Origin of the sequence: Paraburkholderia caffeinitolerans, assembly GCF_902859945.1 — a bacterium.
GTDB classification, from domain to species: Bacteria; Pseudomonadota; Gammaproteobacteria; order Burkholderiales; family Burkholderiaceae; genus Paraburkholderia; species Paraburkholderia caffeinitolerans.
On the sequence record NZ_CADIKL010000039.1, the window covers coordinates 1 to 13,228 of the forward strand.

The following is a 13,228-nucleotide window of genomic DNA, read 5'->3' on the forward strand; positions in this document are numbered from 1 at the left end:
CCGACAAGTTCCGCATGGAGAACACGGCTTCGGGCGACGCGCCCGAGTCGTGGCTGCTCGACCTGATCCGCCGCACGCATCTGATTCATCGGCTGCTCGTGCCGATGGGCTTTTTGCTTGCCACGCTCGCACGCGTGCCGATCCGCGTGCGGCTGCCGAAGGCCATGCCTGCGGCAAGTGCGGTGCTCACGAAGCGCTCGCGCGCGGGTGACATCCTCTGGGCGGTGTTCGTGATCGCGCTCACGGCGTACGTGGTTTGGCGCGTGGTCGCGTACGTGCGCACCGGCGTCACGCTCGACGAAGTTGGCCACGTGTTCGTGCTCGGCCTCATCACGCTGCTGCGCGTGCTGCTGCTGATTGCGATTGCGTCGGTGATCTGGGTGCCGCTCGGCGTGCTGATCGGTCTGCGCCCCGCGCTTGCGGAGAAGGTGCAGCCGCTTGCGCAGTTTCTTGCGGCGTTCCCGGCGAACCTGCTGTTCCCGGTGTTCGTGATCGTGATCGTGCGATTCCATCTGAATCCGGACATCTGGCTCTCGCCGCTGATCGTGCTCGGCACGCAGTGGTACATCCTCTTCAATGTGATTGCGGGCGCAACGGCTTATCCCAACGATTACAAGGAAGCGGCAAAGAACTTCCGCATTCGCGGCTGGCAATGGTGGCGCCAGGCGATGCTGCCGGGCATCTTCCCGTACTACGTGACGGGGGCGATTACCGCTTCTGGCGGCGCGTGGAATGCGAGCATCGTGTCCGAGTTCGTGCAGTGGGGCGACACCAAGCTCCAGGCGCACGGCTTGGGCGCGTATATCGCGCAGACGACCGCCGCCGGCGACTTCCCGAAAATCATTTTGGGCATCGCGATGATGTCCCTGTTCGTTACGCTGTTCAACCGCTTGCTCTGGCGTCCGATGTACACGTTCGCCGAGTCCCGGCTGCGGCTCGATTGAGATGGAGTAAATCATGCTGAATCCCAAGATCGTCTCATCCGACCTGCTGCCGATGCGCCCCGTGCCGGGCCAGGAAGTCCTCGCCGTGAAGCACGTCTCGCGCGGCTTCGCGAAGAAGGACGACGAGCGCCTCGTGCTCGACGACGTCAACCTCTCGCTGCGCGAAGGCGAAATCGTCGGACTGCTCGGCCGTTCCGGCTCGGGCAAGTCCACGCTTTTGCGCATCATCTCCGGCCTGATCGAGGCCACGTCGGGCGAAGTGAACTGGCTCGGCAAGCCGCTCGAAGGGCCGGCCGAAGGCGTCTCGATGGTGTTCCAGACTTTCGCGCTGTTCCCATGGCTCACGGTGTTGCAGAACGTGGAAGCGGGCCTCGAAGCGCAAGGCGTGGGCGCGCGCGAGCGCCGCGAGCGCGCGCTGGCCGCCATCGACCTGATCGGTCTGGACGGCTTCGAAAACGCCTACCCGCGCGAACTCTCGGGCGGCATGCGCCAGCGTGTGGGCTTTGCGCGCGCGCTCGTGGTGGACCCGGCGCTGCTGCTGATGGACGAGCCGTTCTCGGCGCTCGACGTGCTGACCGCCGAAACGCTGCGCACCGATTTGCTCGACCTGTGGACGCAAGGCCGCATGCCGATCAAGTCGATGCTGATCGTCACGCACAACATCGAGGAAGCGGTGTTCATGTGCGACCGCATTCTGGTTTTGTCGTCGAATCCGGGGCGCGTGGTGGCCGAGATCAAGGTGCCGTTCAAGCATCCGCGCAATCGCCTGGACCCGGCGTTCCGCAAACTCGTGGACGAGATCTACGCGAAGATGACCGCGCGCGAAGCGGCTGAAGCTTCGCAACGGCGTCTTGAAGTGGGCAGCCGTTTGCCCGATGTTTCCACGAACTTGATGGCGGGCTTGATCGAGACGCTGGCGGCCGCGCCGTATCACGGCCGCGCCGACATGCCCGAGATCGCGCGTTCGCTGCATCTCGAAGTGGACGATTTGTTTCCGATTGCGGAAGTGCTGCAACAGCTGGGTTTCGCCGACGTGCGCGACGGCGATCTGCTGCTCACGCCACCCGCTCGCGTGTTCGCGGAGATGGGCACGCAGGCGCGCAAGCTGATGTTCGCCGATCATTTGCTGCGTAACGTGCCGCTCGCGGCGCGGATCAAGAAGGTGCTCAACGAGCGCCCGGGGCATCGCGCGCCGCGCGTGCGCTTTGAGCAGGAGCTTGAGGACTTTCTCTCTGATGTGGCGGCGGAAGAGACGCTCGATACCGTGATCGACTGGGGACGGTATGGCGAGATCTTTTCGTATAACGATCAGTCGGAGATTTTTAGTCTCGAAGATGTTGAGGCTTGATGCGAAGTCGCGCTACGTGGCGATATTGGACCGGGGCCTTGGGCCCCGGTTTTGTTTTGTGGGGTGGGGCGGAATTTTGTGAGGGATGTGTAGTATCGGCTGTAGTCGGCCAAAAGCAGCCGTTCGACAGAGCGGGCTAGATAGCAGAGAATCCAACAGGCGCTTAATTTTCACAATCTCCTTGATATGGCTAATCGACGTAAGACTATTTGGGTAAGCGCCGTCATAGCTTTTGGGGCATTGTTATTTTGGCTCGCATGCCTGTCACGGGATGCCTACCCAACGCCAGTCCTTGGACGCTGGCTGCCAATAGCCAGTGGCGTGATTGCCGGAGTTATTAGCATCTGGCTGTCGCGTGGACTACGTCCGCCTTTAGAAAATCCTTTGAAGCATATCGTTGCGTCTTTCGTGACTGGCGCTATGGCTGTGGGTATGTTGGTAACAGTGGCGCTGGATACGTTGGTGCGCTTTACGTCAGATCAACCACATACAGAAACAGCAACTTACTCACATACATCGGGATCAAGAAGCTGTTCCTATGGGATTGTGTTTATGGATTCTGTGCTGCATGGAGACATCCATTTCTGTGGGCCACGCTGGGATGTTCCTGCAAACTCCAATTCGGGTGTACTTCACATTACCGAGACAAGCGGACCATTCGGCGTGGTGCTTCAGCAGGTGATGGTAGAGAGTACGTCGCAATGAGGTGCCGGATTCGGCCAGGAGCGGCCAGTCGCCTGCTACTAATTCACGCCGAAAGCAGCCATTCCCGTGAGAGTTAACGTCGGAGTTAAACGGCGGCACAGCCGTCCGCCTTGAACAAGATTTTAGGCGTATTTGAGAAATAGGTCACCGTAGCCCCAAACGAGCGCGCCCCAAATTGTGATTACGGCAATGACCCACGACAGAACGTGATGATGAGTTTCGAACAGGTGGTAGAGCGACCATGACTCCGCAAAGGTTCCGCCGCGAATGGACACCAAGAAGCCGCTGATTCGGTACTGCGCAAACACGGCAAAAATCGAAGTGATTGCACCGCTGCGTTGGAACCAAGATGCGAGTGACTCCGAACCCGGCCGCAGTACTGAACAGAGCGAAAGGGGGCCGACAACGATTGCCGATACGCAGAGAAAGACGATCAGACAAAGCTCGGCTTTGAGTTTCGTGGCGACCGTAGTAGGCATTGAAGGCAACATCTAACGTTGGAGTTAAGCGGCGGCGTAGCCGTCCGCCTTGAACGAATTGTTAGCCAGCTTGCGACGCTGGCTCAGGGTTGTCTATCTGGGAACTGGACACTGATGTTCCCGGAGTCGGAATTGTCGATAATACCCGCGTCCTCAATCGCAACGTCAGCGGTGTTATGAGCCCATTGGATCGCGATGAATGGCTGGCGCTGTCCAACTGGAGCAGTAGACGCCACGCCAAGGGCTCGCGCCGGCAGGCCCCGAGAAGCGCAGTTCTCGCATCGGGTCTGCTCGCACGGCCAGCATTTCTCGCCACTTCCGGGAAAATTGGATTCCCCCAAAGCGACCGTTCGCGACCGGCTCAAATGGGTCGCGAGCGGCCTCATTACCCGGATATCGGCTCTGATCTGTTTAAGCAGATGTGCTGTTCCCGGAACTTAAGCGGCTGCTTTCCCTTTGTGCCGGGAGCACACAAAGGTGAGCTTCTCCGGGACCCGTGACGAAGCACCGGCCTCACTCCCTCGCCCCACACCCAGGTCATTGATTACACAGAAAACTCCGCCGCACGCGGGACGCGCGGCGAGCGCCCCAAGCCCTTAAAGGTGAGCATTTCCGGGATCCCTCGCCAGGCAACGCAAAGGTGAGCCCAGCACCCGCGATGCACGCACCGCCCCGAGCAAGCATCAATTCGGCTTCCCACGCTCCTCACCGCGCGATCGCCCCGTAGCACGATCGCCATCGCCATCCTCATCACCCGAATCACGCCGGCCATCGCCATACATCCGCCCTTCAACATCACCCCCACTCGCGCGCCCAATCAAAAAACTCCGCTGCGGATTGGCAAGCTCAATCCCGCGCTCCGTAAACCGCGCCAGCACACGCCGATTAAACTCGCGCTGCACGCCCCAGCGCGCCGAATCCTTGCACTGCATCTGCCCCACCAGCGTCACGCTCGACCCATCCACCTGATCCACGCCCCAGTACGCGAAGTCGCCGAGAATGCCCTTCTTGTACGCTTCGTCGTTGCGAATTTCCGCGCCGATTTCCTTGAGCGTGTCGATGGCGCGCTGCAAATCCGCGCCATGCGCGATCAGCACCTTCACCGCCGCATTGCCGATGCCGCGATTCGTGTTGTTCACCGTCGTCACCGAGCTGAACGGCACGGTGTAGAGCGAGCCATCGCCGCCGCGCAAACGCACCGTGCGGATCGAAAGAAACTCGACCGTGCCCGAAACGCCCGCGACGGTGACCCAGTCGCCCACCTGCATCGCATTCTCGGTGAGCAGAAAGATGCCGGTGATGAAGTCCTGCACGAGCTTTTGCGAGCCGAAGCCCAGCGCGACGCCAAAGATGCTTGCGCCCGCAATCAACGGCGCGGTGTTCACGCCGAGCTGCGAGAGCGCCGTGAGCCCGACCACCACGAGGATCGCGACGAACAGCGTGGTGCGGAACATCGGCAGCAGCGTGCGCAGGCGCGCGGCGCGCACGAAGTCGCCCGCGTCGGTCCACGCGTTCAGGCGCCGCTCGGCCGCGCCGTTCGCGGCCTCCCAGATCACGATGGCGACGGCAATGGCGATCGCGACCGTCAGCAGCGCGGAGCCGATCAGGTGCCCGACGGGCGCGTTCGCGATGAGACGGCCCGGATGCAGGCCCCATACGCGCACCAGGATGTCGAGCGTGGCGATCCACAGCGCGGCAACCACGATGCGCCGCAGCGCCGGGTAGTAGCGATACGCGCGGCGCTGCGCGATGGTCATGTTCTCGCCGTTGCCGTTCGGGTCGAACACGCGGCCGAGCGCGCCGAGCGTGACGATGGCCACCATGCGCGCGGCGAGCAGCACGGCGAGCGAGACGCCGCCGGCGCGCACGAGTTCGCGGTAGCCGCCGCGCAGGTCGAGCGCCCACACGAACCACAGCGCCATCACGGCGAACACGGCGGCGGCGGCCCAGATGTCGGCGAACCAGTGCACGAGATACGCGAACGAGCTGCGTTCGGCGGCCGACTTGCGGATGGCCGCGGCCACCGGCTGGCGGCATTGCAGAATGGCCACGGCGAGTGCGACGTGCGCGAACAGGATGATGAGCTTGAGCAGCGCGAGGTGCGTGTCCTCGGTCATACCGAGCGGCACCGCGCCGCCGAGCGCGCCGCCCACGCCGCCGATCACGACGATGCGCACGAGCCAGCGCTGCGCGAATGCGGCCCAGGTGGCGGAGAGCGGCATGAGCCGCAAGGCGTCGGCGTCGGGCGCGAACAGCATGGTGCCGATGACGACGATGACGCGGCAGACTACCCACGTGTCGACGAGGTGGCCGACGGCGGCGGCAGGCGCGGCGTCCGCGGGGCTCAGGAGCGAGAGCACGCCGGCGGCGCACAGTCCGAATGCGATCACGGGCACGAGCTCGAGCAGGGCAACGAGCAGCGCCCAGGGCAGCCGCTTGAGCAGGCGCCAGTGCTGCGCGCCACGGATGCGGTGGCGCGCTTCGCGCGCGAGCGAGGCGATGCGCTGCACGGAGGCGTCGGTGGCCTCTGTGGCGAGGGCGCTGGCTCTTGCGCCGGCGTGCTCGTCGAGGTTGGTGTTCGTCGCGGCGGGCATCATGCCCGCAGCGGCACGCAGGGTCGCCTGATCGGATTCTGCCGGCTGCACGCCAGTCGCATCAGGTGATGAAGATGAGGAATCCTTTTCATGTGGCGAGTCTGCGGCGCTGGACGCTCCGCCGGTGCCTCGCGCTTCGTCCGCGTCCTGCGTGGCCGCCGCATGCTCGACGAGTGCGCGGCGCGGTTTGCCGATGGCACGGCGCAGAAGCGCTTCGATCGCGAGCGCCGGCACGAGCGTGAGCAGCAGCACGCGTAGCAGCGAGAGCAGCATCGCGTGGCCTTGTGGCGTGCCGATGCGGGTGCTCCACCAGTCGCGTGCGGACGCAACGTTGAAGAGCGCCGCGCGCGTGCGCAGCAGTTGTTGGCCAACGGCCTGCGCGCCACGCGCGGCACCGTCGGCGATTTGCAGCACGAGGCCATTCGAGCGCAGCGCGTTGGCGAGCGGCGCGGAGGCCGAAGCGCTGCTGGCCGCCGATGCGGGTGCGTTGGCGCTTGTGCCGGCTGAAGCCGCCGTGGTTGCCGAGGCCGGCGTGGCGAGCGCGCCCGCAGCGGCGATCGCGCGCAGCGTGTCCGTCATGCGCGCGCGCTGGACCGGATCGTTGAGCACCTGCAATGCCGCGTTCGCCTGGGCGGGCGTCAGCACGACGGGCGCGGCGGGGTTCACCGCCGATGCGGCAGCGGGCGCCGCCGCGCTGCACGGCGCGGCGGCGGGCAGGGCAAGCAGCAATGTGCAAGCGACGGCGGCAATCAGCGTGTTGAAGCACTGCGCGGCACCCGACTGTAAGCGGGAAGAAAGAGACGTGCTGGGCATGGGAAGAAAGCGATATCGAATCCGGATCGCTGTGCGTTCGCAAGTCTTGTGCCCCGGATTCGTGGGCAGGTCGAGGACGCGGCGGCACGCGGAGAGTGAGGGCCCGGAGTATGCGCTGCGCGGCGGCGTTTCAGGCTCGATGCGGTCGCGTTGGATTGAGATATCGCAACTAACAGCCAATCCCGCAAGCTCACCTCGAATTGGGCGGCGGCGCGGGTTTTGATCAGTGGCGCGGAATATGCCCCCAGTGCTACCGTTGCACGACACCCCAACCAGGCCGCGCAGCGGCCACCGGAGACCGCCGATGAACAGCGCGAGCATGAGCGCAGCGAGCAAGGGCAAGCTGAGCCGCAAACAGTTGATCTTCGCGGCCACCATCGGCAATGCGCTCGAGTTCTTCGACTTCACGGTTTACAGCTTCTTCGCGCTCACGATTGGCAAGCTGTTCTTTCCCACCATGTCGAGCTACGGGCAATTGCTCGCCTCGGTTGCGACCTTCGGCGTGGGCTTCGTGATGCGCCCGCTCGGCGGCGTGGTGATCGGCGCTTACGCGGACCGCGCGGGCCGCAAGCCCGCCATGACGCTCACTATCTTCATGATGGCGCTGGGCTGCGCGCTGATTGGCCTTGCGCCCACCTATGCGCAAATCGGCGTGGCGGCGCCCATGATCATCGTGCTCGCGCGGCTGCTGCAGGGCTTCTCGGCGGGTGGGGAGGTGGGCGCTTCCACCACGCTCTTGATCGAAGCGGGCACCCCGGCCAATCGCGGCCTGCTCGGCAGCTATCAGTTCGCGAGCCAGGGCCTTGGCGTGTCGCTCGGTGCGTTGATGGCAGGACTCCTGACGATGTTCCTGCATCCCGACACCCTGCTCGCATGGGGCTGGCGCGTGCCGTTCCTGATGGGCGTGGCGATCGCGCCGCTCGGCATGTGGATCCGCCGCCGTCTGGAGGAGCAGGGGAGCCCCGCTGCGCGCGCCGTGCGCATGCCAGTGGTCACGGTGCTGCGCGACCACTGGCGCAACGCGCTGCTGGGCACGCTGCTCACGATGGGATCGACCGTGATTGCCTATGTCGTTACGTTCTACATGCCCACCTACGCGATTCACGAACTCAAGGTGCCCGCGACCACGGCGCTGCTGGCGGGCCTGGTGTCCGGCGTGGTGACCTTCGTGGTCGGGCCGATCGCGGGGTTGCTCTCCGACCGCATCAGCCGGCGCGCACTGGTGTTCTGGCCGCGGCTGGCCGTGGTGGTGCTGATCTGGCCGGCGTTCCAGTGGCTTTCCAGCGGACCGGATGCCGCGCGCCTGCTCATCACCGTTGGCGGCCTGAGCGTGCTGCTCGCGCTGCAGGCCGCGCCCGCCATCACGATGCTGCCCGAGATGTTCCCGCGCGCGGTGCGCGCAACGGGCATGGCTATTGTCTATAGCGTGGGCGTGGCGATCTTCGGCGGCTTCGCACAGGCCATCGCCACCTGGCTCATCAGGATCACGGGCGACCTGCACGCACCTGCCTGGTACGTGATGGTGTGCGTGGCGCTTTCGTGCCTCACGCTGCCATTCATTCGCGACCTCACCGGCAAGCCGCTGGAGGACTGAAGGCGGCTCTACCCGGCTCTGCGCGCGGCTTCCAGATTCGCGTCGAGTTGGCGCGCGAGACCGTAAAGCATGCCGAGCGCCGGCGCGGCCAAGCCCGCGCGCTGCGCGAGTTCATAGGGCGCGCCCAGCAGCGCTTCCACTTCGAGCGTGCGACCCGCCTCCACGTCTTGCAGCATGGAGGTCTTGAATGCGCCCAGCTTGCGCGTGATGGCGTTGCGCTCTTCGATGGTCATGGCAAGGCCGATGCCGAACGCCTCGCCTATCGCGCGCGCTTCAGCCATGACCGCTTTCACGAGACTCGCGGTAAGCGGGTCGTCGAGAATCACATCGGCGCTCGAACGCGTGAGTGCGCTGATGGGGTTCATCGTCATGTTGCCCCAGAGCTTGGCCCATATTTCATGCTGGATCTGTCCGGTGGCCTGCACCTCGAAGCCCGCCTGCGCGAGCAGCGCGCACGCTTCCTTGGCGCGCGCCGGCGTGCGCTGCGAAGCGCCGCCTACGATAAGCAGGTTGCCCCGGCCCTTGCGGATCACGCCAGGCTCCGCAATCGACGACGAGAGATGCACGACGCAGCCCGACGTCTGCGCGGGCGGCAGCGCCGCCGACACCACGCCACCTGGATCGACGGATTCGAGGTGACGGTCGTTGCCCGCACCGTGCGCGCCGCCGAACTCGGCGAGGAACCACCACGGCACGCCGTTCATCGCGGAGACGATATGCGTGTGCGGCCCGACGAGCGGCGCAAGCGAAGCGGCGGCCTGCACCAGCGCCTGGCCTTTGAGGCAGACGAACACGATGTCCTGCGCGCCGAGCGCGGCGGCGTTGTCGGTGGCGTTCACGCGGACCGTGTGGCGCGAATCTTCTTCGAGTACCGTGAGGCCATCGCGGCGAATGGCTTCGAGATGCGCGCCGCGCGCGAGCACGTTGATGCTTGCGCCGTTGTCCGCGCGCGCGAGCCGCGCCGCAATGAGGCCGCCAATCGCGCCGGCGCCGACCACCGTAATAGTGCGTTGCGGGACATTCACGGCTTACTCCTTGTATGAAGGGTCGATGCGTTCCACGCGCCGGATCAGCGCTGCGAGCACGTTCTCGCCGGCGCCATGCGCGGGCGAGAACTGCAGGGCATCGCGCGTGGAGCGCGCGGTGATGGCTGGGTCGATAGGTATGGTCTGGCCGCGCATCGAGTCGGTGACGCACTGGATCTCGCACGCGCGGTTGAGCGTCCAGAGCAGCACGAACGCGTGCGCGAGGCTCGTGCCGTGCGCGAGCAGGCCGTGATTGCGCAGGATCAGCAGGCGGTGGTCGCCCATCGACTTCAACAGCCGCGGCTTTTCTTCGTCGTGCACGGTGATGCCTTCGAAGTCGTGGTAAGCCACCATGCCGTGCAACTGCGCCGAATAAAAATTCGTGTACGCGAGGCCGCTTTCCATGCACGCAACCGCAAGACCCGCCGTGGTGTGCGTGTGCATCACGCAATGCGCGTCTTCCATGTGGGCGTGAATCGCGCTGTGGATCACGAAGCCGGCCGGATTGATCGGATAGTCGCTAGGGCTCAGGATCTGGCCGTCCAGATCGACTTTCACGAGGTTCGACGCCTTGATTTCGTCATACGCGAGGCCGAACGGGTTGATCAGGAAATGCTTCTCAGGACCGGGCACGCGCAGCGTGATGTGATTGAAGATCAACTCGGTCCAGCCCATCAGATGAAATACGCGGTAAGTGGCCGCGAGCTTTACGCGTGCGGCCCACTCCTGCGGCTCGCACCAGTGGGGGCGAGCGGCTTCGTCGGGTATTGCGCTCATGGGGCGTCTCCGTTTTGAGTTGGCGCGATGGCAACGATATCAGACGAAATTAAAGCCGATGCCGCCAAGCGGCCCGTAGTCGGCATGGAACGTGTCGCCCGCGCGCCGCGCTTGCGCTCACGTCGCGCGGCAGGGCCTCGCCTTCGAGATGCAGCAGATGGTCGGCCAGTGAAAACATCTCGTGACTCGTTTTCCCGAAAACACTAATATGTAAGTGAGTCTGCGCTTGCTATGATCGAGCGTCAACCACCGAGGAAGATTTCGCGGGTTTCCCCTGGAATGAAGTGAACCAAGCCACCATGACCGATTCCTCCCGCACGCCTACGCGCGTCGCGCACCGCAACCTGCCCATGCTGCTGCTGCGCGCGCGCGAAAAGATGATGGAGCGCTTTCGTCCGCTGATCACGGCGCATGGGCTCACGGAGCAGCAATGGCGCGTGATTCGCGCGCTCAACGAGAGTGGGCCGCTGGAGCCGCGCCAGATTTCCGATTTATGCACGATTTCGAGCCCGAGCATGGCGGGCGTGCTCGCGCGCATGGAGGCGCTGGGCCTCGTGACCAAGGAGCGTTTCGCCGACGACCAGCGGCGCGTGCTCGTGACGCTCACGAAGAAGAGCCACCAGCTAGTGAAGGCGATTTCGAAGGAACTGGAAGCGCGCTACAAGGCGCTGGAAGCCGAGGTGGGGCCAGAGGTCGTGGAGCGCGTGTATCAGGCCATCGACGATTTGCTGGCCGGGCTCGAGTGAAGGAGTGAGCGGCGCTTAGCCGTGCTTTAGCGCCGCTTTGAAAGCGTGTGCGCTCAACCCAGCGCCGCGAACGCCACATCGAGATCCGCCGCCGCGCCCGGGCGCACCACGCGCGCGACTTCCGCGCCGTCGCGCAGGAAGACGAGCGTGGGCCAGAGCTTCACGCGGAACGAGCGGCCGAGCGCGCGGCCCGGGCCGTCTTCTACCTTGATGCGGCGCACGCCGGGGTGCTTCGCGAACGCATCGCCAATCAAAGGCTGCGCGCCCTGGCAATACCCGCACCAGTCGGTGCCGAATTCGAGCACGGCAAGACCATTCAGCGCATCGATTTCCTGGCGGGCCGGGGCTTTCGTGGCGTAACTCATTGCATCTCCTGTAGACATCGTCCCAGTACGATACCGCAAGCGGCTCCGGCGCGTTGGCGCTGCCGCGCGCCGTTCAGGCGCACTTCAGGCGCACTTCAGGCGAGCGCGCGCGCGGCAATCGTGGCGGTCGACTCGATGCGCTCGATGAGCCAGCCATCTTCGCCATGGGCGGCGGCGATGGCGTCGATTTCGGCGAGCAGCGCGTCGAGCTGGCTGCCCAGGCGCTCGCGCGAGAGGCTCGACATCGAGAGCGGGCGCGCCTTCAATTGCTCCGCGCTCACGCGTCGGTACTCGATCACTGAAATGCGCTCGATGGCGGCGAACGCCGAGCGCGCGAGCACGTCGGTGTGGCTCTCCCAGTTCGGCGAGCGGCGCATTTCGCGTGCGGGATCGGTGTTGGCGTAACGGTCGAGCAGGTCGCGATATTGCGCGGCCCAGGGGCGCTGCGGGTCGTCGAGATGCGTGGTGTTGAAGAGCGCGACGGTGCCGCGTTCGCCGAGGATCGCGTCGAGGCGCGCGAGCGTATCCACCCGATCCATCCAGTGAAACGCGCGACCGATCACGGCGAGATCGAACGTGCCGAGTGCGGGCGAGAGCTCATACGAACTGCCGCGGCGGTACTCGATATTCGGCGCGATACCCGCGCCCAGTTGCGCGGCGACTTCGAGCATGGCGGGCTCGGGGTCGATTGCCACGGCGCTGCCTACCCAGCTTGCGAACGCGAGCGAGAGCTGGCCGGGGCCGCAGCCAAGGTCGAGCAGGCGCTGCGTGCCGTCCAGGCCGGCGCGCTGCGCGACGCGGCGAATCAGGGCGGGAGAGTACGCAGGGCGGCCGCTCAGGTAATGCGGAGCGGCGTTGTGAAAGCGTTCGGGAATGAAGGGCGTGACTTGGTTCATGGGCTCTCGGAGGATCGGGTTCGCGGCAGACTCGCCCAGTCTGGGGGGCGTGCGTTGGCCGCGTCAAGCGGGATTGCCGCGTGTTTGCCGCAAAGGTGAGTCTTTTCGGGAGTGAGCGAAACGCAGCGTGCGAGCGCACCGTCCAGGTTTCGCGCGCGTCATGTTTCGATCACGTCTCCACAGAGAAAGTGCCCTGAAACAAGGGGAAATGTGCACCGAATAGCCGGTAGGCGCGTTCCTCTCGCAGCGTAGCTGAGTGTGGAAACCCGCGCGCAAATGCGCTTTCTTTGTGTAAAGGTGAGCGTTTCCGGGAGTTTCGCTGGCGAAGGCTCGAGCGCCTTCCGCAGCGCCCTGCCACGCCACCGACTTGCGGGGTAGCGATCGAATCGACGCTTGTTTTCAGGGCTTTTCTTTGCGCACGCCATGAGCCTCGGTAAGCATGAGCAGCGCACTTATCGGCAGGATGTGCTCAAAGGTGAGAAGATTCAGGAGCCGCCCGAGGCGCTGCCGGGCGGCCTGGCGTACCCGGCGGCGGCCAATGGACGACCGCCTGTGATGGGTATATAACAGCAGTGCGGGATTTTTTTCCACGAAGTACCAGCAAGGGGAAACGGTTCATCATGACGAGCGACGACACGCAAAAGGATGACGCTCAAGCGGCAGGCGGTGGCGGGCAGAAGCAGGATCTGGAGAATCTCAACGCGGCGTTGTCGCACGTCGACGAAGGGGTGAAGAGCGGCAGTATCGCGCGGGGCGCGGCCAAGGGTCTGGTCTTCAGCCTGATCGAGACGCTGGGCGCGCTGGTGGGCGACCCGGACCTGCCCGAACATGCGCGTTCAGGCTATGAAGGCCTGCTCGAAGCGGCGCGCGAACTGCGCGTGAAGCTGGAGCGCTGAGCAACCCAGGCGCTACTCAAAACCGCGCGGGCGGCGTGTGCAATGT

Annotated in this window: 12 protein-coding genes; 7 read left to right on the plus strand and 5 right to left on the minus strand. The window is 64.8% G+C overall.

Annotated features, from left to right (window positions below):
* The 3 genes from HV773_RS28375 to HV773_RS28385 form a co-directional block, all read left to right on the plus strand.
* A partial coding sequence (locus HV773_RS28375; protein WP_175197486.1) for an ABC transporter permease subunit occupies positions 1-944 on the plus strand: 944 nt, incomplete at its 5' end.
* 13 nt (positions 945-957) lie between these two features.
* A complete protein-coding gene (locus HV773_RS28380; RefSeq protein WP_175197487.1) occupies positions 958-2,292 on the plus strand; it encodes an ABC transporter ATP-binding protein in 1,335 nt (444 codons plus the stop codon).
* Between the two features lie 972 nt (positions 2,293-3,264).
* Complete coding sequence (locus HV773_RS28385; RefSeq protein ID WP_175197488.1) at positions 3,265-3,492, plus strand: hypothetical protein; 228 nt, start codon at positions 3,265-3,267, stop codon at positions 3,490-3,492.
* 667 nt (positions 3,493-4,159) lie between these two features.
* On the opposite strand, the gene HV773_RS28390 is transcribed toward HV773_RS28385, so the two are convergent.
* The gene (locus HV773_RS28390) at positions 4,160-6,883 is read right to left on the minus strand and encodes a mechanosensitive ion channel family protein (RefSeq protein WP_246282451.1); all 2,724 of its coding nucleotides are present in this window, start codon (positions 6,881-6,883) and stop codon (positions 4,160-4,162) included.
* A 304-nt stretch (positions 6,884-7,187) separates the two neighbouring features.
* On the opposite strand from HV773_RS28390, the gene HV773_RS28395 reads away from it, so the two are divergent.
* Positions 7,188-8,477, plus strand: coding sequence for an MFS transporter (locus tag HV773_RS28395; protein WP_246282453.1), 1,290 nt, complete (start codon positions 7,188-7,190; stop codon positions 8,475-8,477).
* A gap of 8 nt (positions 8,478-8,485) precedes the next feature.
* On the opposite strand, the gene HV773_RS28400 is transcribed toward HV773_RS28395, so the two are convergent.
* Positions 8,486-9,502 (minus strand): ketopantoate reductase family protein, encoded by a 1,017-nt coding sequence (locus HV773_RS28400; RefSeq protein WP_175197489.1) that lies wholly within the window; start codon positions 9,500-9,502, stop codon positions 8,486-8,488.
* Between the two features lie 3 nt (positions 9,503-9,505).
* Positions 9,506-10,279 carry a class II aldolase/adducin family protein gene (locus HV773_RS28405; RefSeq protein WP_175197490.1) on the minus strand — a complete coding sequence of 258 codons (774 nt, stop codon included), beginning with the start codon at positions 10,277-10,279 and terminating at the stop codon, positions 9,506-9,508.
* A gap of 350 nt (positions 10,280-10,629) precedes the next feature.
* Here HV773_RS28405 and hpaR point away from each other — a divergent pair, with 350 nt between their 5' ends.
* Positions 10,630-11,025, plus strand: coding sequence for a homoprotocatechuate degradation operon regulator HpaR (hpaR, locus tag HV773_RS28410; protein ID WP_175197547.1), 396 nt, complete (start codon positions 10,630-10,632; stop codon positions 11,023-11,025).
* 53 nt (positions 11,026-11,078) lie between these two features.
* On the opposite strand, the gene HV773_RS28415 is transcribed toward hpaR, so the two are convergent.
* Both HV773_RS28415 and HV773_RS28420 read right to left on the minus strand, forming a co-directional pair.
* Positions 11,079-11,390 carry a thioredoxin family protein gene (locus HV773_RS28415; RefSeq protein WP_377730637.1) on the minus strand — a complete coding sequence of 104 codons (312 nt, stop codon included), beginning with the start codon at positions 11,388-11,390 and terminating at the stop codon, positions 11,079-11,081.
* 95 nt (positions 11,391-11,485) lie between these two features.
* Entirely contained in the window at positions 11,486-12,286 is an 801-nt protein-coding gene (locus HV773_RS28420; protein ID WP_175197492.1) for a class I SAM-dependent methyltransferase, read from the minus strand.
* 423 nt (positions 12,287-12,709) lie between these two features.
* Here HV773_RS28420 and HV773_RS28425 point away from each other — a divergent pair, with 423 nt between their 5' ends.
* Both HV773_RS28425 and HV773_RS28430 read left to right on the plus strand, forming a co-directional pair.
* Complete coding sequence (locus tag HV773_RS28425) at positions 12,710-12,853, plus strand: hypothetical protein (protein ID WP_175197493.1); 144 nt, start codon at positions 12,710-12,712, stop codon at positions 12,851-12,853.
* A gap of 53 nt (positions 12,854-12,906) precedes the next feature.
* On the plus strand, positions 12,907-13,182 hold the full coding sequence (locus tag HV773_RS28430) for a hypothetical protein (RefSeq protein ID WP_246282455.1): 276 nt from the start codon (positions 12,907-12,909) through the stop codon (positions 13,180-13,182).
* The last annotated feature ends 46 nt before the right edge of the window (positions 13,183-13,228 follow it).

What these genes read in the sequence shown, in the direction of transcription:
- HV773_RS28380 (WP_175197487.1), top strand. Translation starts at nt 958, where the DNA reads ATGCTGAATCCCAAGATCGTCTCATCCGACCTGCTGCCGATGCGCCCC.
- HV773_RS28385 (WP_175197488.1), top strand. Translation starts at nt 3,265, where the DNA reads ATGGACACCAAGAAGCCGCTGATTCGGTACTGCGCAAACACGGCAAAA.
- HV773_RS28390 (WP_246282451.1), bottom strand. Translation starts at nt 6,883, where the DNA reads ATGCCCAGCACGTCTCTTTCTTCCCGCTTACAGTCGGGTGCCGCGCAG.
- HV773_RS28395 (WP_246282453.1), top strand. Translation starts at nt 7,188, where the DNA reads ATGAACAGCGCGAGCATGAGCGCAGCGAGCAAGGGCAAGCTGAGCCGC.
- HV773_RS28405 (WP_175197490.1), bottom strand. Translation starts at nt 10,279, where the DNA reads ATGAGCGCAATACCCGACGAAGCCGCTCGCCCCCACTGGTGCGAGCCG.
- hpaR (WP_175197547.1), top strand. Translation starts at nt 10,630, where the DNA reads ATGCTGCTGCTGCGCGCGCGCGAAAAGATGATGGAGCGCTTTCGTCCG.
- HV773_RS28415 (WP_377730637.1), bottom strand. Translation starts at nt 11,390, where the DNA reads ATGAGTTACGCCACGAAAGCCCCGGCCCGCCAGGAAATCGATGCGCTG.
- HV773_RS28420 (WP_175197492.1), bottom strand. Translation starts at nt 12,286, where the DNA reads ATGAACCAAGTCACGCCCTTCATTCCCGAACGCTTTCACAACGCCGCT.
- HV773_RS28425 (WP_175197493.1), top strand. Translation starts at nt 12,710, where the DNA reads ATGAGCCTCGGTAAGCATGAGCAGCGCACTTATCGGCAGGATGTGCTC.
- HV773_RS28430 (WP_246282455.1), top strand. Translation starts at nt 12,907, where the DNA reads ATGACGAGCGACGACACGCAAAAGGATGACGCTCAAGCGGCAGGCGGT.